The sequence below is a fragment of the Enterobacter sp. D2 genome (assembly GCF_034427575.1).
Classification (GTDB): Bacteria; Pseudomonadota; Gammaproteobacteria; order Enterobacterales; family Enterobacteriaceae; genus Enterobacter; species Enterobacter cloacae_M.
On the sequence record NZ_JAXQPP010000009.1, the window covers coordinates 1 to 20719 of the forward strand.

The window sequence follows — 20719 nt, forward strand, 5'->3', positions numbered from 1 at the left end:
TGATACAGATTTAACAGAATTTGCCTGGCGGCTTTAGCGCGGTGGTCCCACCTGACCCCATGCCGAACTCAGAAGTGAAACGCCGTAGCGCCGATGGTAGTGTGGGGTCTCCCCATGCGAGAGTAGGGAACTGCCAGGCATCAAATTAAGTAGTAAGCCGGTGCATAAATCCGGTGGTTACAGCAGTCTTCGGTGGAGCGGTAGTTCAGTCGGTTAGAATACCTGCCTGTCACGCAGGGGGTCGCGGGTTCGAGTCCCGTCCGTTCCGCCACTTATTAAGACATTAAGCCTGCCTTGTTGGCAGGCTTAATGGCAAAAAAACTTTAGGGGCGTAGCTCAGTTGGTAGAGCACCGGTCTCCAAAACCGGGTGTCGCGAGTTCGAGTCTCTCCGCCCCTGCCATATAGAATCCTTTGCTTCGGCAAAGGATTTTTTTTTCCTGAAACATTGCAGAAAACTCTCTTCTTAATTTTCAGCCAGCATCCCTGCTGGCTGATGCATCAATCCATTACATTGATTTTTAACAGATCTTTTATCTGTGATTGCTTATCACTGTTTTGCAGCCAAATTGCATACAGCGGCCTGGTAAGCGTGGTGGAATCCATCACGGTGTGCAGCCCTGCTTTAGTGTCTGCCCAGCGAACAGGTAACCAGGTACAACCTTTCAGCAGGGGCAGCTGCTGACAGGCGATCTCTGCCGAGCTGGTCGTTAACTGCGGAACATCATCAGGTGCAATCAGTCCCGTCTCGTGCTGCTGAAAATCCGGCCCCCATTCCAGGCGTAAATAGGTCAGGTCTGCCTTCATCATCGAAGGTTCAGACGCATAAAGTGCCAGGCCAAACTGGCCCACAATCTGGCTGCTAAATTCGTCCATCTTGGGGGCTTCGGTTGTGATCAGAAGATCAAGCTGGCGCTCATGAAGTTGCTTAACCAGCGACTGCCGCTGTGCAATTCTGGCTTCAAATTGCAGATGGCCGTGTGAATGATACAGCCGGGTAAGCCACTGACTTAGCATGCATTCCCACAGAGAAGCGCTGGCTCCTATCGAGAACTCATTATGCCTCGAAGTATGTGCTACCTCTTTACGTGCCGCCTGCCAGGTATTCATCAGCGTTTCTGCATACGGCAGCAGTTTCTCACCGGCAGGCGTTAAGCGAATATTGTTGCGATGGCGGGTAAAAAGATTCACACCCAGTTGATTTTCCAGCTGTCGAATACGAAAACTGACTGCTGACTGCGTCAGGTAAAGGGCTTCAGCTGCTCGCCCAAAGTGGCGTGTTCTGCTCACTTCAAGGAAAGTTTTAAGCAATTCCGTATCCACATCTTTCTCCGCAAAATTATTTGTCGTTATGATTTAAATGTTTTGTTTTACACTCTGTCAAGCGTAACTAATACTCCGCGCCATAAATAGCTCGGCCAAAGAATTAGGAGCGTGTAGGATGGCGGAAAGCTTTACGACGACTAATCGTTTTTTCGACAATAAACATTATCCGCGCGGGTTCTCTCGTCACGGCGATTTCACCATCAAAGAAGCTCAACTGCTTGAGCGCCATGGTTATGCCTTTAACGAGCTGGATCTGGGTAAGCGTGAACCTGCAACCGAAGACGAAAAACAGTTTGTTTCTGTTTGCCGTGGTGAGCGTGAGCCGGAGTCTGAAGCGGAACGCGTATGGATCAAGTACATGGCGCGCATTAAGCGTCCTAAGCGCTTCCATACGCTGTCTGGCGGTAAGCCGCAGATGGAAGGTGCAGAAGACTACACCGAGTCTGATGACTAAAATAAAGAGAAGGGGCTACGGCCCCTTTTTTTATGCCAGCAATTTCTGCAAATGCAGCAGCAAACGATCGATAGCGCGGTAGCTCAGCGCCTCCTGCAAATGTTTCCTCTCAATGTCAGTGCACCCCTCCACGTCAGCAATAGTTCTGGCCACCTTCAGCAAACGCTGCCACGCACGTATGGACAGTCCGAACCGCGTCAACGTCTCCTCCAGCCATCCCGCATCCTCAACGTTAAGTGAACAAAACTGCCGGATCCCGGCATTATCCAGCCGTGCATTCAGCCTGTTCTGACGAGCGTACTGCCGCGTCTGGGCTGCAATCACCCGTTCGCGTACCTCCGCTGAGCTTTCACCCGTTATGCCCGTTTGCCTGAGCAGACCCGGCGGGGGAAGGGGAATTTCGAGGGATAAATCGAAACGGTCGAGGAACGGGCCGGATAACTTACCCAGATAGCGCAACGTCTGCTCCGGCGTACAGCGGTTATGGTTTCCCTGGTAGTGGCCCGTCGGGCTGGGATTCATCGCCGCGACCAGCTGAAACTGCGCGGGATAGCTTATTTTGGCTCGCGTGCGTGAGATATGTATCTCACCGGATTCAATGGGCTCCCTCAGCGCATCCAGCACTCGGCGCTCAAACTCAGGCAGCTCATCAAGAAACAGAATGCCATTGTGTGCCAGCGAGATCTCTCCCGGCCCCGGAATCGCCCCGCCGCCGACCATTGCCGTCAGTGAAGCGCTATGATGCGGGGAACGAAAAGGACGACGGCGCCACTGTTTTTGCAACGACGTCGAACTGATAAGGCTATATATGGCGGCACTTTCCAGCGCTTCATGATTATTGAGCGGTGGAAGTAACCCACTCAACCTGCTTGCCAGCATGGTTTTACCCGTACCCGGCGGGCCAATTAACAGAAGATTGTGTCCACCTGCAGCCGTAATCTCCAGCGCCCGTTTCCCTTGCTCCTGCCCCATAATCTCGCTGAGATCCTCTGGTGCATCCGCTATAGCATCATCACACTCCTCCGGCTCGGACAGTTCATGACGCCCTTCCAGCCAGGCACAAACTTCCTGTAAATGCCCTGCGATGAGACACCCCTTCTCGGCGATAAGACTCACTTCTGATGCGTTTTCATTAGCGACAATGATTTGCCGCCCTGCTCGTATGGCTTCCAGGGCTCCCGATATCGCACCTGGAACGCCTCTTAACGCGCCTGTGAGCGCGAGTTCGCCAACGAACTCATACGAGCCTAGCCGTGTCGTATTAAGCTGCTCAGAAGCCGCGAGAAGGGCAATTGCGATAGGTAAATCGTATCGTCCCCCCTCTTTAGGCAGATCGGCGGGGGCAAGGTTGATGGTGATCTTCTTCGCGGGGAAGGTATAACCGCTATTTATTATTGCGCTGCGAACGCGATCCCTCGCCTCTTTAACCGTCGTTTCCGGTAGCCCGACAAGCGTGAGTCCTGGCAGCCCATTACTCAAATGAACCTCGACGGAAATAAGCGGTGCCTTTACCCCGAGAGCCGCACGCGTATAAACAACTGACAGTGACATTTGCACTACCTCCTGGTGTGACTATGCCAGCGCCGGTTTTGTCTGTTTAGCATCATTTTGCGAATTTACGCCGCTCATTCAGAGATTTTAAGCGCACACTGATACCCTTGCATAACCGTGGAAACCTCCTCGCAGAATGTAAAAAGCCCCGTTTTGACGGTAAGAACCGCAGTGAAAAAATGAAAAATATTCATTTTCTAATTTCCGTATATAAAACAACGGTTTTTAGAAATATGATTCGCTACCTAATCAAATTCGTCATAAATAAATCTTGTGTTTGATTTAAAAACTGTGATAACTCTTTAGGTATTCCTTCGAACAAGATGCAAAAAGAACTGAAAATGACAGCCCTTCTACGAGTGATTAGCCTGGTCGTGATTAGCGTGGTGGTGATTATTATCCCACCGTGCGGGGCTGCACTTGGACGAGGAAAGGCTTAGAAATCAAGCCTTAACGAACTAAGACCCCCGCACCGAAAGGTCCGGGGGTTTTTTTATGACTAAAAAACGTAAATGAGGAGCAGAGAATGACGACTAGCACAAAATTCTGTTTCTCCCGATTTATGACGGGGAACTAACTATGAATGGGGCACAGTGGGTAGTACATGCGTTGCGCGCGCAGGGAGTCGAAACCGTATTCGGTTATCCGGGTGGCGCAATTATGCCGATTTACGATGCACTGTATGACGGCGGCGTGGAACATCTCTTGTGCCGACACGAGCAGGGCGCAGCGATGGCAGCCATGGGTTATGCCCGCGCGACCGGTAAAACCGGCGTGTGTATGGCGACTTCAGGCCCGGGCGCAACGAACCTGATCACCGGCCTGGCTGACGCGCTGCTGGATTCCGTTCCCGTTGTCGCCATCACCGGGCAGGTGGCGTCTCCGTTCATCGGTACCGATGCTTTTCAGGAAGTCGACGTCCTCGGTTTATCGCTGGCCTGCACCAAACACAGCTTCCTCGTCCAGTCTCTGGAAGAGCTGCCGCGCGTAATGGCAGAAGCGTTCGACGTGGCAAACTCAGGTCGTCCTGGTCCGGTACTGGTCGATATCCCGAAAGATATCCAGGTGGCACTCGGCGAACTGGAACCGCACTTCTCTACCGTTGAAAGCGACGATGCCTTTCCGGAAGCGGAAGTTGAAGAGGCCCGTCAGATGCTGGCCAAGGCGAAACAGCCAATGCTGTACGTCGGCGGTGGCGTCGGCATGGCACAGGCCGTTCCTGCCCTGCGCGAATTTATCGCAACAACGCAGATGCCAGCGACCTGCACGTTGAAAGGTCTCGGTGCAGTCGACGCGGATTACCCCTACTATCTGGGCATGCTGGGGATGCACGGCACCAAAGCGGCAAACCTGGCGGTGCAGGAGTGCGATCTGCTCATCGCCGTAGGTGCCCGTTTTGACGACCGCGTCACCGGCAAGCTGAATACCTTTGCGCCGAACGCCAAAGTCATCCATATGGATATCGACCCGGCAGAGATGAACAAACTGCGTCAGGCGCATGTCGCCTTGCAGGGCGATCTCAACGCGCTGTTACCGGCATTGCAGCAGCCGCTGGATATCAACGCATGGCGTCAGCACACCGCTGATATGCGCGCCGAGCATGCCTGGCGTTACGACCACCCCGGCGAGGCCATCTACGCGCCGCTGCTGTTGAAGCAGTTGTCCGACCGTAAACCGGCTGACAGCGTCGTCACCACCGACGTAGGCCAGCACCAGATGTGGTCCGCGCAGCACATGACCTACACCCGTCCGGAAAACTTCATCACCTCCAGCGGCTTGGGTACCATGGGCTTCGGTCTGCCGGCAGCCGTTGGCGCGCAGGTTGCCCGCCCGAACGATACCGTTATCTGTATCTCCGGTGACGGCTCCTTCATGATGAACGTTCAGGAGCTCGGCACCGTTAAGCGCAAGCAGTTACCGCTGAAGATCGTGTTGCTTGATAACCAGCGTTTAGGGATGGTTCGCCAGTGGCAACAGCTGTTCTTCCAGGAGCGTTACAGCGAAACGACTCTCACCGATAACCCCGATTTCCTCACCCTGGCCAGCGCCTTTGGCATCCCTGGTCAGCACATCACCCGTAAAGATCAGGTTGAAGCGGCGCTCGACACCATGCTGAACAGCGATGGGCCTTACCTGCTTCATGTCTCAATCGACGAACTCGAGAACGTCTGGCCGTTGGTACCGCCTGGTGCCAGTAACTCACAAATGATGGAGAAATTATCATGATGCAGCATCAGGTCGCCGTACAGGCTCGCTTCAACCCGGAAACCTTAGAACGCGTTTTGCGTGTGGTGCGTCATCGTGGTTTTCAGATTTGCTCTATGAATATGGAGACGGCCACTGACGCCCGGAATATCAGTATCGAATTAACCGTTGCCAGCCCGCGGTCGGTCGACTTACTGTTTAGTCAGTTATCAAAGCTGGTAGACGTTGCCCATGTTGCCATCTGCCAGAGCACAACCACATCACAACAAATCCGCGCTTAAGCGTGACAGGACGAAAAAATGACGACAAAAAAAGCTGATTACATTTGGTTCAACGGTGAGATGGTTCGCTGGGAGGACGCGAAGGTCCACGTGATGTCCCACGCGCTGCACTACGGTACCTCCGTATTTGAAGGCATCCGCTGCTACGATTCTCACAAAGGGCCAGTGGTGTTCCGCCATCGCGAACACATGCAGCGTCTGCATGACTCAGCCAAAATTTATCGTTTTCCGGTTTCACAAAGCGTTGATGAGCTGATGGAAGCCTGCCGCGACGTGATCCGTAAAAACAACCTGACCAGCGCCTATATCCGTCCGCTGGTCTTCGTGGGTGACGTCGGTATGGGCGTGAACCCGCCAGCCGGCTATACCACAGATGTGATCATTGCCGCGTTCCCGTGGGGTGCTTACCTGGGTGCAGAAGCCCTGGAGCAGGGGATCGACGCAATGGTCTCTTCCTGGAACCGCGTTGCGCCAAACACTATCCCGACCGCCGCGAAAGCAGGCGGGAACTATCTCTCCTCATTGCTGGTCGGTAGCGAAGCGCGCCGCCACGGCTATCAGGAAGGTATCGCCCTCGACGTAAATGGCTACATCTCTGAAGGTGCGGGTGAAAACCTGTTTGAAGTGAAAGACGGCATTTTGTTCACGCCGCCATTCACCTCGTCCGCGCTGCCGGGCATCACCCGTGACGCCATCATCAAGCTGGCGAAAGATCTGGGTATCGAAGTACGCGAGCAGGTACTGTCCCGCGAATCCCTGTATCTGGCAGATGAAGTGTTTATGTCCGGCACGGCGGCTGAAATCACGCCGGTACGCAGCGTGGACGGTATCCAGGTGGGCGAAGGCCGCTGTGGTCCGGTCACCAAACGTATTCAGCAAGCGTTCTTTGGCCTCTTCACCGGCGAAACAGAAGATAAATACGGCTGGTTGGATCAGGTTAATCACTAAGCATAAATTTGGGACGGCACGCACCGTCCCATTAAATAGTCAGACGGGAGTCAATAAAGCATGCCTAAGTATCGTTCAGCCACCACCACCCACGGCCGTAATATGGCGGGAGCCCGCGCGCTGTGGCGCGCCACCGGAATGACCGACGCCGATTTCGGCAAGCCGATTATTGCCGTGGTGAACTCCTTCACCCAGTTTGTACCGGGCCACGTGCACCTGCGCGATCTCGGTAAGCTGGTTGCCGAGCAAATCGAAGCCTCCGGCGGCGTGGCGAAAGAGTTCAACACCATTGCGGTGGATGACGGTATCGCGATGGGGCACGGGGGCATGCTCTATTCACTGCCGTCGCGCGAGCTGATCGCCGACTCCGTAGAGTACATGGTGAACGCCCACTGCGCCGATGCGATGGTCTGCATCTCCAACTGCGACAAAATCACCCCGGGGATGCTGATGGCCTCTCTGCGCCTGAACATTCCGGTGATCTTCGTCTCCGGCGGCCCGATGGAAGCGGGGAAAACCAAGCTCTCCGACAAAATCATCAAGCTCGACCTGGTTGATGCGATGATCCAGGGCGCGGACCCGAAAGTCTCTGACGAGCAGAGCGACCAGGTGGAACGCTCTGCGTGTCCGACCTGCGGCTCCTGTTCCGGTATGTTCACCGCCAACTCCATGAACTGCCTGACCGAAGCGCTGGGTCTTTCTCAGCCGGGCAACGGCTCGCTGCTGGCGACCCACGCCGACCGTAAGCAGCTGTTCCTCAACGCCGGTAAGCGCATCGTTGAGCTGACCAAACGCTACTACGAGCAGGACGACGCCAGCGCGCTGCCGCGCAACATCGCCAGCAAGGCCGCGTTTGAGAACGCGATGACGCTGGATATCGCCATGGGCGGCTCCACCAACACCGTTCTGCACCTGCTGGCCGCCGCGCAGGAAGCCGAAATCGACTTCACCATGAGCGACATCGACAAGCTCTCCCGCAAAGTCCCGCAGCTGTGTAAAGTCGCGCCGAGCACCCAGAAGTACCATATGGAAGACGTACACCGCGCGGGCGGCGTGCTGGGCATTCTCGGCGAGCTGGATCGCGCCGGGCTGCTGAACCGTGACGTGAAAAACGTGCTTGGCCTGACGCTGCCTGAGTCGCTGGACCAGTACGACGTCATGCTGACCAAAGACGACGCGGTGAAAAAGATGTTCCGCGCCGGTCCAGCGGGTATTCGCACCACCCAGGCATTCTCGCAGGATTGTCGCTGGGATACGCTGGACGATGACCGCGCCGAAGGCTGCATCCGCTCGCTGGAACATGCCTACAGCAAAGACGGCGGTCTGGCCGTGCTGTACGGTAACTTCGCGGAAAACGGCTGCATCGTGAAAACCGCAGGCGTGGACGACAGCATCCTGAAATTCACCGGTCCGGCGAAGGTATACGAAAGCCAGGATGAAGCGGTAGATGCCATCCTCGGCGGCAAAGTGGTGGAAGGCGACGTGGTTGTTATTCGCTACGAAGGACCGAAAGGCGGCCCGGGCATGCAGGAGATGCTCTACCCAACCACCTTCCTGAAATCTATGGGACTCGGTAAAGCGTGTGCGCTGATCACCGACGGACGTTTCTCCGGCGGTACCTCCGGCCTCTCTATCGGCCACGTTTCCCCGGAAGCGGCAAGCGGCGGCAACATCGCCATCATCGAAGACGGCGACCTGATCGAAATCGACATTCCGAATCGCGGCATTCAGCTGAAGCTGAGCGACCAGGAAATTGCGGCCCGTCGTGAAGCGCAGGAGGCCCGCGGCGATAAAGCCTGGACGCCGAAAGACCGCCAGCGTGAAGTCTCCTTCGCCCTGCGCGCCTATGCGAGCCTTGCCACCAGTGCAGATAAAGGCGCGGTGCGCGATAAATCGAAACTTGGGGGCTAACAATGGCCGAGTCGCAACCCTTATCCGCCGCCCCTGAGGGGGCGGAATATCTGAGAGCGGTGCTACGCGCGCCGGTCTATGAAGCCGCGCAGGTCACGCCCCTGCAGAAAATGGAAAAACTCTCTTCGCGCCTCGACAACGTCATTCTGGTCAAGCGCGAAGACCGTCAGCCGGTGCACAGCTTTAAGCTGCGCGGCGCCTACGCGATGATGGCCGGCCTGACTGACGAGCAGAAAGCGCGCGGCGTGATTACCGCGTCGGCGGGCAACCACGCCCAGGGCGTGGCGTTCTCGTCTGCTCGTCTGGGGCTGAAGGCGCTGATCGTGATGCCGGTTGCTACCGCAGATATCAAAGTCGACGCGGTGCGCGGTTTCGGCGGCGAAGTGCTGCTCCACGGTGCCAACTTTGACGAAGCCAAAGCCAAAGCGATTGAGCTGGCGCAGCAGCAGGGCTTTACCTGGGTGCCGCCGTTCGACCATCCGATGGTGATTGCCGGGCAAGGCACGCTGGCGCTGGAACTGCTTCAGCAGGATGCCCATCTCGACCGCGTCTTCGTCCCGGTGGGCGGCGGTGGCCTGGCCGCAGGCGTGGCGGTGCTGATCAAACAGCTGATGCCGCAGATCAAAGTCATCGCCGTTGAAGCGGAAGATTCTGCCTGCCTGAAGGCGGCGCTGGATGCGGGTCATCCGGTGGACCTGCCGCGCGTCGGGCTTTTTGCCGAGGGCGTGGCGGTGAAGCGCATTGGGGACGAAACCTTCCGCCTGTGCCAGGAATATCTCGACGATATCGTCACGGTTGATAGCGACGCCATCTGCGCGGCGATGAAGGATCTGTTCGAAGATGTGCGCGCGGTGGCGGAACCGTCAGGCGCGCTGGCGCTGGCGGGGATGAAAAAATACATCGCCCAGCACAACATTCGCGGCGAGCGTCTGGCGCACGTGCTGTCTGGTGCGAACGTGAACTTCCACGGTCTGCGCTACGTTTCCGAGCGCTGCGAGCTGGGTGAACAGCGTGAAGCGCTGCTGGCGGTGACGATTCCTGAAGAGAAGGGCAGCTTCCTGAAGTTCTGCCAGCTGCTGGGCGGCCGTTCGGTGACGGAATTTAACTACCGTTTTGCCGATGCCAAAGACGCCTGCATTTTTGTCGGCGTGCGTCTGAGCCGCGGCGTGGAGGAGCGCAAAGAGATCCTCAACCTGCTGCATGAGGGCGGCTACAGCGTGGTCGATCTCTCTGACGATGAGATGGCGAAGCTGCACGTGCGCTACATGGTCGGCGGGCGTCCATCAAAGCCGCTCAGGGAACGTCTGTTCAGCTTCGAGTTTCCGGAATCCCCGGGCGCGCTGCTCAAGTTCCTGCACACGCTGGGCACGCACTGGAATATTTCACTATTCCACTACCGCAGCCACGGCACCGACTACGGCCGCGTGCTGGCGGCGTTCGAACTGGGCGAGCACGAGCCGGATTTCGAAACGCGGCTGAACGAGCTGGGCTATGAGTGCCACGACGAAACCCATAACCCGGCGTTCAGGTTCTTCCTGGCGGGCTAGTGGTTCGGCAATATCTGCCAGAACGCATCAATAAGCGGCTCATGCAGCCGCTTTTTTTGTGCGCACACGCCAAGCTCAAACGGCGTCTTCTCGTCGCTGCGCTCCAGAATCATCACGCGATTGCGCACCGGTTCGGGGCTGTTTTCCAGCACTACTTCCGGCAGCAGCGCCACGCCGCAGCCGAGCGCCACCATCGACACCATCGCCTCGTGGCCGCTGACCGTGGCGTAAATCGACGGATTGCTGATTTTCTGACGGCGGAACCACAGCTCGATGCGGCGGCGCACCGGCCCCTGATCGGCCATGATAAAAGGTACCGTCGACCAGTCCGGTTTTTCCACCGACACCTGGTTACGCACCGGGCAGGGCAGCGCCGGGGCAATCAGCACCACCGCCAGATTCTCCAGCATCGAGAACGCTACCGCGCCCGGCAGGGTTTCGGGTTTTCCGGCGATGGCGAGATCCGCTTCGCCCGTCACCACTTTTTCCATTGCGTCGGAGGCGTCGCCGGTGGTGAGCTTAATTTCTACCGACGGATGTGCCGCGCGAAAGCGGTCAAGGATGGGCGGCAGATGGCTGTAGGCGGCGGTCACGGAGCAGAAAATATGCAGCTCACCGGAGAGTGACGGCCCCTGCTGGTCAATCGAGTGCCGCAGCTGCTGGTACTGCAACAGCGTCTGCTGGGCAAAATTGCGCAGCTCTTCACCCGCTTCCGTGAGGGTGACGGTGCGGTTATCACGCACGAACAGCGGCTGGCCGAGGTCTTCCTCAAGCCGCTGGATCTGGCGTGAAAGCGTGGAGGGGCTAACGTGTATCGCCCGGGCGCTGCGGCCAAAATGGCGGCTTTCCGCCAGGTGCAGGAACATTTTCAGATCGCGTAAATCCACCGATTCCACTCCCTCTTTTTACATTGCAAAAATTGCAACATGACGTTGTGAATATATCAATTTCCGCAATAAATTTCCTGTTGTAATGTGGGTACATTCTCGCTGAAACGCGAACCGAACAATAAGACACACAACATCACGAGGTATCACCCATGGCTAACTACTTTAATACACTGAACTTGCGCCAGCAGCTGGCGCAGCTGGGCAAATGCCGCTTCATGGCGCGCGATGAATTTGCCGATGGCGCGAGCTACCTTCAGGGTAAAAAAGTGGTCATCGTCGGCTGTGGCGCACAGGGTCTGAACCAGGGCCTGAACATGCGTGACTCCGGTCTGGATATCTCCTACGCTCTGCGCAAAGAAGCAATTGCCGAGAAGCGCGCTTCCTGGCGTAAAGCGACCGAAAACGGCTTCAAAGTGGGTACCTACGAAGAGCTGATCCCGCAGGCGGATCTGGTGGTTAACCTGACCCCGGACAAGCAGCACTCTGACGTTGTGCGTTCCGTACAGCCGCTGATGAAAGACGGCGCCGCGCTGGGTTACTCCCACGGCTTCAACATCGTTGAAGTGGGCGAGCAGATCCGTAAAGACATCACCGTGGTGATGGTGGCGCCGAAGTGTCCGGGTACCGAAGTACGTGAAGAGTACAAACGTGGCTTCGGCGTGCCGACCCTGATCGCGGTTCACCCGGAAAACGATCCGAAAGGCGAAGGCATGGCGATTGCCAAAGCGTGGGCAGCGGCGACCGGCGGCCACCGTGCGGGCGTACTGGAATCGTCCTTCGTTGCCGAAGTGAAATCTGACCTGATGGGCGAGCAGACCATTCTGTGCGGCATGCTGCAGGCCGGTTCTCTGCTGTGCTTCGACAAGCTGGTGGAAGAAGGCACCGACCCGGCCTACGCGGAAAAACTGATCCAGTTCGGCTGGGAAACCATCACCGAAGCGCTGAAGCAGGGCGGTATTACGCTGATGATGGACCGTCTGTCCAACCCGGCAAAACTGCGTGCTTACGCGCTGTCTGAACAGCTGAAGACCATCATGGCGCCGCTGTTCCAGAAACATATGGACGACATCATCTCCGGCGAGTTCTCTTCCGGCATGATGGCAGACTGGGCGAACGATGATAAGAAACTGCTGACCTGGCGTGAAGAGACCGGTAAAACCGCGTTCGAAACCGCGCCACAGTATGAAGGTAAAATCGGCGAGCAGGAGTACTTCGATAAAGGCGTTCTGATGATCGCGATGGTGAAAGCAGGCGTTGAGCTGGCGTTCGAAACCATGGTGGATTCCGGTATCATCGAAGAGTCTGCGTACTACGAATCACTGCACGAGCTGCCGCTGATCGCGAACACCATCGCCCGTAAGCGTCTGTACGAAATGAACGTGGTGATCTCTGATACCGCAGAATACGGTAACTACCTGTTCTCTTACGCCTGCGTACCGCTGCTGAAAGAGTTTATGACCACTCTGCAGACGGGCGATCTGGGTAAAGCGATTGCGGAAGGTGCGGTGGATAACGCGCAGCTGCGTGATGTTAACGAAGCGATTCGCAGCCACCAGATCGAGAAAGTGGGCCACAAACTGCGTGGCTACATGACCGATATGAAGCGTATTGCGGTAGCGGGTTAACAACAGGGGCGGGCTGATGCCCTCACCCGCCCCTCTCCCACAGGGAGAGGGTGCAAACATTAAAGGCCTTCTCTTAGAGAAGGCCTTGTTGTTTATTTCCGATACAGTACTTTAATAATGTGATACCCGAACTGGGTATGCAGCGGGCCGGTTGGCTCCAGCACCGGGCAGGAGAACACCACTTTATCGAACGCCGGAACCATCNGGGTATGCAGCGGGCCGGTTGGCTCCAGCACCGGGCAGGAGAACACCACTTTATCGAACGCCGGAACCATCTGGCCCTGACGGAACTCACCCAGATCGCCGCCGCGTTTGCCTGACGGACAGATAGAGTGCTTCTTCGCCAGCTTGCCGAAGTCGGCACCGTTTTTAATCTGCTCCAGAAGATCTAAAGCCAGTTTCTCTTCTTTAACGAGGATGTGCACTGCTGCTGCTGTTTTTGCCATGATCGTGCCTTGAATAGGTTGAAATAAATCGGGGCGCAATATATCACGCGTCAGCGGCGATATAGCACCTTAATGATATGGTAGCCAAATTTGGTTTTTACCGGGCCGTAGGGCTTCAGAAGCGAGCAGCTAAAGACCGCCCGATCGAACGGGCCGACCATCGCACCTTGTTGAAACTCGCCGAGATCCCCGCCATTGCGTCCGGACGGGCATTTAGAGTAACGCTTCGCCAGATGATCAAAGCTGATGCCGCGCTCCAGCTTGGCCAGGATCTCCTGAGCCAGTTTCTCTTCTTTTACCAGAATATGCAGGGCTGCTGCGGTCTTTTTCATGGTTCTGCTCTACGGGTTAAACGCGATTTCTCCACTTTATCATTAGCCGGTAAATCTGCGCCCGGCTTTCTGCTACAATCCACACCCCGTTCGAAGATTGAGCAACACTCCCATGCGTTTAAACCCTGGACAACAACAAGCGGTCGAATTCGTTACTGGACCATGCCTGGTGCTGGCAGGGGCCGGTTCGGGTAAAACCCGCGTGATCACCAACAAAATCGCCCATCTGATCCACAACTGTGGATATCAGGCGCGACACATTGCGGCGGTCACCTTTACCAATAAAGCGGCGCGCGAGATGAAAGAGCGCGTCGGTCAGACGCTGGGTCGTAAAGAGGCACGCGGCCTGATGATTTCCACTTTCCACACGCTGGGGCTGGATATCATCAAACGCGAGTATGCGGCGCTGGGAATGAAGTCCAACTTCTCGCTCTTCGATGACACCGATCAGGTGGCGCTGCTCAAAGAGCTCACCGAGGGGCTCATCGAAGATGACAAAGTGCTGTTGCAGCAGCTGATCTCGACGATCTCGAACTGGAAAAACGATCTGATGACGCCGGCCCAGGCCGCGGCGATCGCCAAAGGTGAACGGGATCGGATCTTCGCCCACTGCTACGGTCTGTACGATGCGCATATGAAAGCGTGTAACGTGCTGGACTTTGACGATCTGATCCTGCTGCCCACGCTGCTGCTGCAGCGCAATGAAGAGGTGCGCGAGCGCTGGCAGAACAAAATCCGCTACCTGCTGGTGGATGAATATCAGGACACCAACACCAGCCAGTACGAGCTGGTGAAGCTGCTGGTGGGGCAGCGCGCGCGTTTCACCGTGGTAGGCGACGACGACCAGTCAATTTACTCCTGGCGCGGTGCGCGCCCACAAAACCTGGTGCTGCTGAGCAAAGATTTCCCGGCCCTGCAGGTGATTAAGCTGGAGCAAAACTACCGCTCCTCCGGGCGTATCCTGAAGGCGGCAAACATCCTGATTGCCAATAACCCGCACGTATTTGAGAAGCGTCTGTTCTCCGAACTGGGCTACGGCACGGAGCTGAAAGTGCTCAGCGCCAACAATGAGGATCATGAAGCGGAGCGCGTGACGGGCGAGCTTATCGCTCACCACTTCGTCAACAAAACCGAATATAAGGATTACGCGATCCTCTATCGCGGCAATCACCAGTCGCGCGTCTTTGAAAAGATGCTGATGCAGAACCGCATTCCGTACAAAATCTCGGGCGGCACGTCGTTCTTCTCGCGGCCAGAAATCAAAGATCTGCTGGCCTATCTGCGCGTGCTCACTAACCCGGATGACGACAGCGCGTTTCTGCGCATCGTGAATACGCCTAAACGCGAGATTGGCCCGGCGACGCTGCAAAAGCTCGGCGAGTGGGCGATGACCCGCAACAAAAGTATGTTTACCGCCAGCTTCGACATGGGGCTGAGCCAGACGTTAACCGGACGCGGGTATGATTCGTTAACCCGCTTCACCCACTGGCTTGGCGAAGTGCAGCGTCTCGCGGAGCGGGAGCCGGTGGCGGCGGTGCGCGATCTCATTCACGGCATTGACTATGAGTCCTGGCTGTATGAAACCTCAGCCAGCCCGAAAGCGGCTGAGATGCGCATGAAAAACGTTAACCAGCTCTTCAGCTGGATGACCGAAATGCTGGAGGGCTCTGAAATCGACGAGCCAATGACCCTGACGCAGGTGGTCACCCGCTTTACCCTGCGCGACATGATGGAGCGCGGCGAGAGCGAAGAAGAGGCCGATCAGGTTCAGCTGATGACGCTGCATGCGTCAAAAGGGCTGGAGTTCCCGTATGTGTATCTGGTCGGCATGGAAGAGGGATTGTTGCCGCACCAGAGCAGCATTGATGAAGATAACGTCGACGAGGAGCGTCGCCTGGCCTACGTGGGGATCACCCGCGCGCAGAAAGAGCTGACGTTCACGCTGTGTAAAGAGCGCCGCCAGTATGGTGAACTGGTACGCCCGGAGCCGAGTCGTTTCCTGCTGGAACTGCCGCAGGATGACCTGATCTGGGAACAGGAGCGCAAAGTGATTACCGCAGAAGAGCGGATGCACAAGGGACAGGCTAACGTGGCGAACATCCGCGCCATGCTGGCAAAAGCCAAAGAGAAAGGATAATTCCGTAGGGATCTGTAGGCCGGGTAAGGCGAAGCCGCCACCCGGCAATGTTCAGCGTATTACTTTACCTCAAGCACCCAGTGCACGTAGCTCTGCCACTGGCACTCCTGTTCGATCATCTCGGCCCCTAACGGGTGACGATCAATCCAGTTCTCCGGCAGCGTCAGCGAAAGCTTCTCGTCATCGGCCACCAGATTAATGGCTGGCAGCAAATCATCGCGGCGGCGGCTGGCAAACAGGATCGCCAGACGCAGCAGGCGGCACAGATGCTCGGCCACGCGCGGCGGTACGGCGTTTTGCTGATGCAAAGAGGAGAGATCGACGGCATTGGTCTGGTTCAGCAGCAGCGTTGCCAGCAGCTTTTTCTGCGCGGGCGTATAGCCCGGTAGATCAAGGTTTCGTACCAGATACGCTGCATGAGCCGGTGCCTGCTTAAAATCAATGCTCAGCCCCACTTCATGTAGCGCGCAGGCGCTCAGCAGTAAATCCCGGCTCAGATGGTCAAGATCCCAGACGTTAGCGACCTGATCGGCGAAGCGTGACGCCAGCTGCGATACGCGTCCGGCCTGATCGATATCAACCATAAAACGACGCTGCACATTGCGCAGAGTACGGCTGCGGATATCCTGATCGACCGAAAGATGTAACATCCCGTAGACCAGACCTTCGCGCAGCGCGCCGCCGGCCAGGGTCATACACTGGATGTTCAGCTCGGTGAAAATGGCGATAAGAATAGCCAGCCCGCTCGGGAAGACCAACGCGCGTTCCAGCGTCAGGCCTTCAATTTCCAGCTCTTCCAGGCGTCCACACTGAATGGCGCGCTGTTTCAGCTGCTGAAGTTTGGCAAGCGTAATCCGCTCGTCCATTCCCTGCGCCATCATGATTTCCTGCAGAGCCTGCACGGTACCCGAGGCACCCACGCAGACTTTCCAGCCGTGATAGCGCAGCTCGTCCATCACCGGGCGTAACACCTCGCGCGCGGCGTTTTCTGCCTCGTCGAAGTTCTCTTTCGCCAGGTTCCGATCGGTAAAGTAGCGCTCAAGCCAGGTCACGCAGCCCATCGACAGGCTGAACAGCGACGTTGCCTGCGCGCCGGTGCCGGTCACAAGCTCGGTACTGGCACCACCGATATCCACCACCAGACGGCGATCGTCACCTCCCGTGGTGTGCGCAACGCCCTGGTAAATCAGGCGAGCTTCTTCTTCACCGCTGATAATCTGTACCGGACAACCCAGAATTTCCTGCGCTCTGGCAATGAAATCCACGGCGTTAACCGCCAGGCGGAGTGTCGCAGTGGCGACCACGGTGATTTGGGCGTGCGGGATATCCTGCAGACGTTCGGCAAAGAGCCGCAGACACTGCCAGCCACGTTCCATGGCTTCAGGCGAGAGGTGATTGTCACTGCTCAGGCCCGCCGCGAGGCGGACCTTGCGCTTGATGCGCGTCAGCGTTTGTATGCTTCCCGCCACCTCGCGCACAACCAGCATATGAAAACTATTCGAACCGAGATCAATTGCCGCATAAAGCGAGGTGGAGCTGAGCATATTTTCTTAACCTGAACGACGACGATTACGCGGCGCGCCACCTGAACGACGCGGACCATTGCCGGAGCGTGGGCGGGTTAGGCGCTTAGGCGGCGGCAGTTCGCTTAACAGCGCTTCCGGATTGTATTTGCTCTGCGGAATAGAGTGACCGATATACGTCTCAATGGCCGGGAGATTCAGCGCATACTCTTCACACGCAAGGCTAATCGAGTGACCGCTTGCGCCCGCACGACCGGTACGACCGATACGGTGTACGTAGTCTTCGCAGTCGTCTGGCAGATCGTAGTTAAAGACGTGCGTTACGGCCGGAATGTGCAGACCACGAGCGGCAACGTCAGTTGCGACCAGAATATCAAGATCGCCACGGGTAAACTCTTCCAGAATACGCAGGCGTTTTTTCTGCGCCACGTCGCCGGTCAACAGGCCAACACGGTGACCGTCTGCAGCCAGATGGCCCCAGATGTCTTCACAACGGTGCTTGGTGTTCGCGAAGATAATGGCGCGATCTGGCCACTCTTCTTCAATCAGCGTTTGCAGCAGACGCATTTTCTCTTCATTGGAAGGATAGAAGAGCTCTTCTTTAATGCGGTGACCCGTTTTCTGCTCCGGTTCCACTTCTACATATTCGGCGTTGTTCATCTGTTCGAACGCCAGCTCGCGTACGCGATAAGAAAGGGTAGCGGAGAACAGCATATTCAGACGCTGATTGGCCGGCGGCATGCGGCGGAACAGCCAGCGAATGTCTTTAATGAAGCCCAGATCGTACATGCGGTCAGCTTCATCGAGCACCACAACCTGGATTGCGCCGAGGTTAATGTGGTTCTGTTTGGCGTAATCGATAAGACGGCCGGTGGTACCGATCAGGATATCCACACCGCTTTCCAGCACTTTCAGCTGTTTATCGTAGCCGTCGCCGCCATAGGCCAGGCCAAGCTTCAGGCCGGTAGACTGCGCCAGGGGTTCAGCGTCTGCGTGGATCTGTACCGCAAGTTCTCGCGTCGGGGCCATAATTAGCGCGCGCGGCTGGTTAACTTTGCGGTCTGCAATCGCTGGGTGAGAAAGTAAATAATGAAACGTTGACGTTAAAAACGCCATCGTTTTGCCGGTACCGGTTTGCGCCTGCCCGGCAACATCGCGACCGGCCAGCGTCAGCGGCAGCGCGAGGGCCTGAATGGGCGTGCAGTTATGAAACCCTTTGTTTTCAAGGGCTTCAATCACCTTCGGGTGCAGCGCGAAGTCGGAAAACTTCTGTTCTGTTAAATGTGTTTTGCTCATAGTGTGGTAGAATATCAGCTTACTATTGCTTTACGAAAGCGTATCCGGTGAAATAAAGTCAACCTTTAGTTGGTTAATGCGACATCAACACGTCGTTGGTGGAGACAAAACCAACGTACCAGGCTTATTCCTGTGGAGTTATATATGAGCGATAAAATTATTCACCTGACTGACGACAGTTTTGACACGGACGTACTTAAGGCTGACGGGCTGATCCTCGTCGATTTCTGGGCTGAATGGTGTGGTCCTTGCAAAATGATCGCCCCGATTCTGGATGAGATCGCCGACGAATATCAGGGCAAACTGACCGTTGCCAAGCTGAACATCGACCAGAACCCGGGCACCGCACCAAAATACGGTATCCGTGGCATCCCAACCCTTCTGCTGTTCAAAAACGGCGAAGTGGCAGCGACCAAAGTGGGCGCGCTGTCCAAAGGTCAACTGAAAGAGTTCCTGGACGCTAACCTGGCGTAAGGTTTCTCCGCTGTGCGTTCAGGGCTCCCGGCTAAATGATGTGGAACTCTGGACGCCCGGCTGAAGTCGTGCTAAGTTAGCTATGACTTCGTTTTAAACATATCTTGTTGTTTGAATCTTGTTTTACCCGATACTTCCCGTTGTTAACATGTACAGTGCGTGAAGTGGCTAAATTCCGGGCTTGTCACTCAATCCGTCTTGTCGTTTCAGTTCTGCGTTCTTTCCCTGTGACCAGACAGCGAACAGACATGAGTCGATGGCCGCTAAACAGGCATGGATGACCCTGCCATACCATTCACAACATTAAGTTCGAGAATCACCCCGAGTTTAAGAACCCACACCATTATGAATCTTACCGAATTAAAGAATACGCCGGTTTCTGAGCTGATCACTCTCGGCGAAAATATGGGGCTGGAAAACCAGGCTCGTATGCGCAAGCAGGACATCATTTTCGCCATCCTGAAGCAGCACGCTAAGAGTGGCGAAGATATCTTTGGCGACGGTGTGCTGGAGATATTGCAAGACGGATTTGGTTTCCTCCGCTCTGCAGACAGCTCCTACCTCGCCGGCCCTGACGACATCTACGTATCCCCCAGCCAAATCCGCCGTTTCAACCTCCGCACTGGTGACACCATTTCAGGTAAGATTCGTCCTCCTAAAGAGGGTGAACGCTACTTTGCGCTGTTGAAAGTCAATGAAGTTAACTTCGACAAACCGGAAAACTCGCGTAATAAGATCCTCTTCGAGAACTTAACGCCGCTGCACGCGAACTCTCGCCTGCGCATGGAGCGTGGTAACGGTTCTACTGAAGACTTAACCGCGCGTGTTCTGGATCTGGCCTCACCAATTGGTCGCGGCCAGCGTGGTTTGATTGTGGCACCGCCAAAAGCGGGTAAAACCATGCTGCTGCAGAACATCGCGCAGAGCATTGCCTATAACCACCCAGACTGCGTGCTGATGGTGCTGCTGATTGACGAACGTCCGGAAGAAGTGACCGAGATGCAGCGTCTGGTTAAAGGTGAAGTGGTTGCTTCTACCTTCGACGAGCCAGCCTCTCGCCACGTTCAGGTTGCGGAAATGGTTATCGAGAAGGCGAAACGCCTGGTTGAGCACAAGAAAGACGTGATCATCCTGCTTGACTCCATCACCCGTCTGGCGCGTGCCTACAACACCGTGGTTCCGGCGTCTGGTAAAGTGCTGACCGGTGGTGTGGATGCTAACGCCCTGCATCGTCCGAAACGCTTCTTCGGTGCCGCACGTAACGTGGAAGAGGGCGGCAGCCTGACCATCATCGCGACGGCGCTGATCGATACCGGTTCTAAAATGGACGAAGTGATTTACGAAGAATTTAAAGGTACAGGTAACATGGAACTGCACCTTTCTCGTAAAATCGCTGAAAAACGCGTCTTCCCGGCTATCGACTACAACCGTTCCGGTACCCGTAAAGAAGAGCTGCTCACCACGCAGGAAGAGCTGCAGAAAATGTGGATCCTGCGCAAAATCATCCATCCAATGGGTGAAATTGACGCGATGGAGTTCCTCATTAATAAACTGGCGATGACCAAAACCAACGACGATTTCTTCGACATGATGAAACGCTCGTAACGCAAATAAAGCCAGCGAACGCCACGTTTTTACGTGGCGTTTTCCTTTTATGGACTATACGCTAGTACCACCAACTCCCAATTTTGACTGGTCAGTGCGACAATAAGATAATTCGCACAGTAAAAACATTAATAGCTTGAATAATAAACAAATGGAATTGTAAGAGGTTT

General features: G+C 55.9%; 19 protein-coding genes, 2 tRNA genes and 1 rRNA gene. 15 read left to right on the top strand and 7 right to left on the bottom strand.

Features of this window, described 5'->3' with window-relative positions; genetic code table 11:
- Nucleotides 1–23: 23 nt before the first annotated feature.
- The 3 genes from rrf to SPG90_RS21210 all read left to right on the top strand — a co-directional run bounded on the left by rrf (nt 24) and on the right by SPG90_RS21210 (nt 401).
- A 5S ribosomal RNA gene (gene rrf, locus SPG90_RS21200) occupies nt 24–139 on the top strand.
- A gap of 55 nt (nt 140–194) precedes the next feature.
- Nucleotides 195–271 (top strand) — tRNA-Asp (locus SPG90_RS21205).
- A 54-nt stretch (nt 272–325) separates the two neighbouring features.
- Nucleotides 326–401: transfer RNA gene (locus tag SPG90_RS21210), tRNA-Trp, on the top strand.
- A 98-nt stretch (nt 402–499) separates the two neighbouring features.
- On the opposite strand, the gene hdfR is transcribed toward SPG90_RS21210, so the two are convergent.
- Nucleotides 500–1321, bottom strand: a complete 822-nt coding sequence (gene hdfR, locus SPG90_RS21215) for an HTH-type transcriptional regulator HdfR (protein WP_023309659.1) — start codon at nt 1319–1321, stop codon at nt 500–502.
- A 118-nt stretch (nt 1322–1439) separates the two neighbouring features.
- On the opposite strand from hdfR, the gene SPG90_RS21220 reads away from it, so the two are divergent.
- Entirely contained in the window at nt 1440–1778 is a 339-nt protein-coding gene (locus tag SPG90_RS21220) for a DUF413 domain-containing protein (protein ID WP_023309658.1), read from the top strand.
- Between the two features lie 30 nt (nt 1779–1808).
- Here the strand turns inward: SPG90_RS21220 and SPG90_RS21225 are convergent, their stop codons facing one another.
- A complete protein-coding gene (locus SPG90_RS21225) occupies nt 1809–3329 on the bottom strand; it encodes a YifB family Mg chelatase-like AAA ATPase (protein ID WP_023309657.1) in 1521 nt (506 codons plus the stop codon).
- A 341-nt stretch (nt 3330–3670) separates the two neighbouring features.
- On the opposite strand from SPG90_RS21225, the gene ilvL reads away from it, so the two are divergent.
- The 7 genes from ilvL (at nt 3671) to ilvA (ending at nt 10221) form a co-directional block, all read left to right on the top strand.
- A complete protein-coding gene (gene ilvL, locus SPG90_RS21230) occupies nt 3671–3769 on the top strand; it encodes an ilv operon leader peptide (RefSeq protein WP_001311244.1) in 99 nt (32 codons plus the stop codon).
- 86 nt (nt 3770–3855) lie between these two features.
- A complete protein-coding gene (gene ilvX, locus SPG90_RS21235) occupies nt 3856–3906 on the top strand; it encodes a peptide IlvX (RefSeq protein ID WP_166792073.1) in 51 nt (16 codons plus the stop codon).
- A gap of 2 nt (nt 3907–3908) precedes the next feature.
- Nucleotides 3909–5555 carry an acetolactate synthase 2 catalytic subunit gene (gene ilvG, locus SPG90_RS21240; RefSeq protein ID WP_126304480.1) on the top strand — a complete coding sequence of 549 codons (1647 nt, stop codon included), beginning with the start codon at nt 3909–3911 and terminating at the stop codon, nt 5553–5555.
- Entirely contained in the window at nt 5552–5815 is a 264-nt protein-coding gene (ilvM, locus tag SPG90_RS21245; RefSeq protein ID WP_024907956.1) for an acetolactate synthase 2 small subunit, read from the top strand. The genes ilvG and ilvM overlap by 4 nt, the downstream gene beginning before the upstream one ends.
- A gap of 18 nt (nt 5816–5833) precedes the next feature.
- Complete coding sequence (gene ilvE / locus SPG90_RS21250; RefSeq protein ID WP_023309654.1) at nt 5834–6763, top strand: branched-chain-amino-acid transaminase; 930 nt, start codon at nt 5834–5836, stop codon at nt 6761–6763.
- A 60-nt stretch (nt 6764–6823) separates the two neighbouring features.
- On the top strand, nt 6824–8674 hold the full coding sequence (gene ilvD / locus SPG90_RS21255; RefSeq protein ID WP_033146918.1) for a dihydroxy-acid dehydratase: 1851 nt from the start codon (nt 6824–6826) through the stop codon (nt 8672–8674).
- A gap of 2 nt (nt 8675–8676) precedes the next feature.
- A complete protein-coding gene (ilvA, locus tag SPG90_RS21260) occupies nt 8677–10221 on the top strand; it encodes a threonine ammonia-lyase, biosynthetic (RefSeq protein WP_126304482.1) in 1545 nt (514 codons plus the stop codon).
- Here the strand turns inward: ilvA and ilvY are convergent.
- On the bottom strand, nt 10218–11108 hold the full coding sequence (gene ilvY / locus SPG90_RS21265) for an HTH-type transcriptional activator IlvY (RefSeq protein WP_126304484.1): 891 nt from the start codon (nt 11106–11108) through the stop codon (nt 10218–10220). The genes ilvA and ilvY overlap by 4 nt on opposite strands.
- A 152-nt stretch (nt 11109–11260) precedes the next feature.
- Here ilvY and ilvC point away from each other — a divergent pair, with 152 nt between their 5' ends.
- A complete protein-coding gene (gene ilvC / locus SPG90_RS21270) occupies nt 11261–12736 on the top strand; it encodes a ketol-acid reductoisomerase (protein WP_021242831.1) in 1476 nt (491 codons plus the stop codon).
- A 92-nt stretch (nt 12737–12828) separates the two neighbouring features.
- On the opposite strand, the gene ppiC (SPG90_RS21275) is transcribed toward ilvC, so the two are convergent.
- Entirely contained in the window at nt 12829–13182 is a 354-nt protein-coding gene (gene ppiC / locus SPG90_RS21275; RefSeq protein WP_322408349.1) for a peptidylprolyl isomerase PpiC, read from the bottom strand.
- 50 nt (nt 13183–13232) lie between these two features.
- Nucleotides 13233–13514 carry a peptidylprolyl isomerase PpiC gene (gene ppiC / locus SPG90_RS21280; protein ID WP_126304486.1) on the bottom strand — a complete coding sequence of 94 codons (282 nt, stop codon included), beginning with the start codon at nt 13512–13514 and terminating at the stop codon, nt 13233–13235.
- 112 nt (nt 13515–13626) lie between these two features.
- On the opposite strand from ppiC (SPG90_RS21280), the gene rep reads away from it, so the two are divergent.
- Nucleotides 13627–15651 (top strand): DNA helicase Rep, encoded by a 2025-nt coding sequence (gene rep / locus SPG90_RS21285; protein ID WP_023309648.1) that lies wholly within the window; start codon nt 13627–13629, stop codon nt 15649–15651.
- Between the two features lie 59 nt (nt 15652–15710).
- On the opposite strand, the gene gppA is transcribed toward rep, so the two are convergent.
- Nucleotides 15711–17195 carry a guanosine-5'-triphosphate,3'-diphosphate diphosphatase gene (gene gppA / locus SPG90_RS21290; RefSeq protein ID WP_023309647.1) on the bottom strand — a complete coding sequence of 495 codons (1485 nt, stop codon included), beginning with the start codon at nt 17193–17195 and terminating at the stop codon, nt 15711–15713.
- Nucleotides 17196–17201: 6 nt separating this feature from the next.
- Entirely contained in the window at nt 17202–18470 is a 1269-nt protein-coding gene (rhlB, locus tag SPG90_RS21295) for an ATP-dependent RNA helicase RhlB (protein ID WP_023309646.1), read from the bottom strand.
- 144 nt (nt 18471–18614) lie between these two features.
- Between rhlB and trxA the strand changes: the two genes are divergently transcribed.
- Both trxA and rho read left to right on the top strand, forming a co-directional pair.
- Nucleotides 18615–18944 (top strand): thioredoxin TrxA, encoded by a 330-nt coding sequence (trxA, locus tag SPG90_RS21300; protein WP_006179218.1) that lies wholly within the window; start codon nt 18615–18617, stop codon nt 18942–18944.
- 345 nt (nt 18945–19289) lie between these two features.
- Entirely contained in the window at nt 19290–20549 is a 1260-nt protein-coding gene (gene rho / locus SPG90_RS21305) for a transcription termination factor Rho (RefSeq protein ID WP_008501566.1), read from the top strand.
- Nucleotides 20550–20719: the final 170 nt, after the last annotated feature.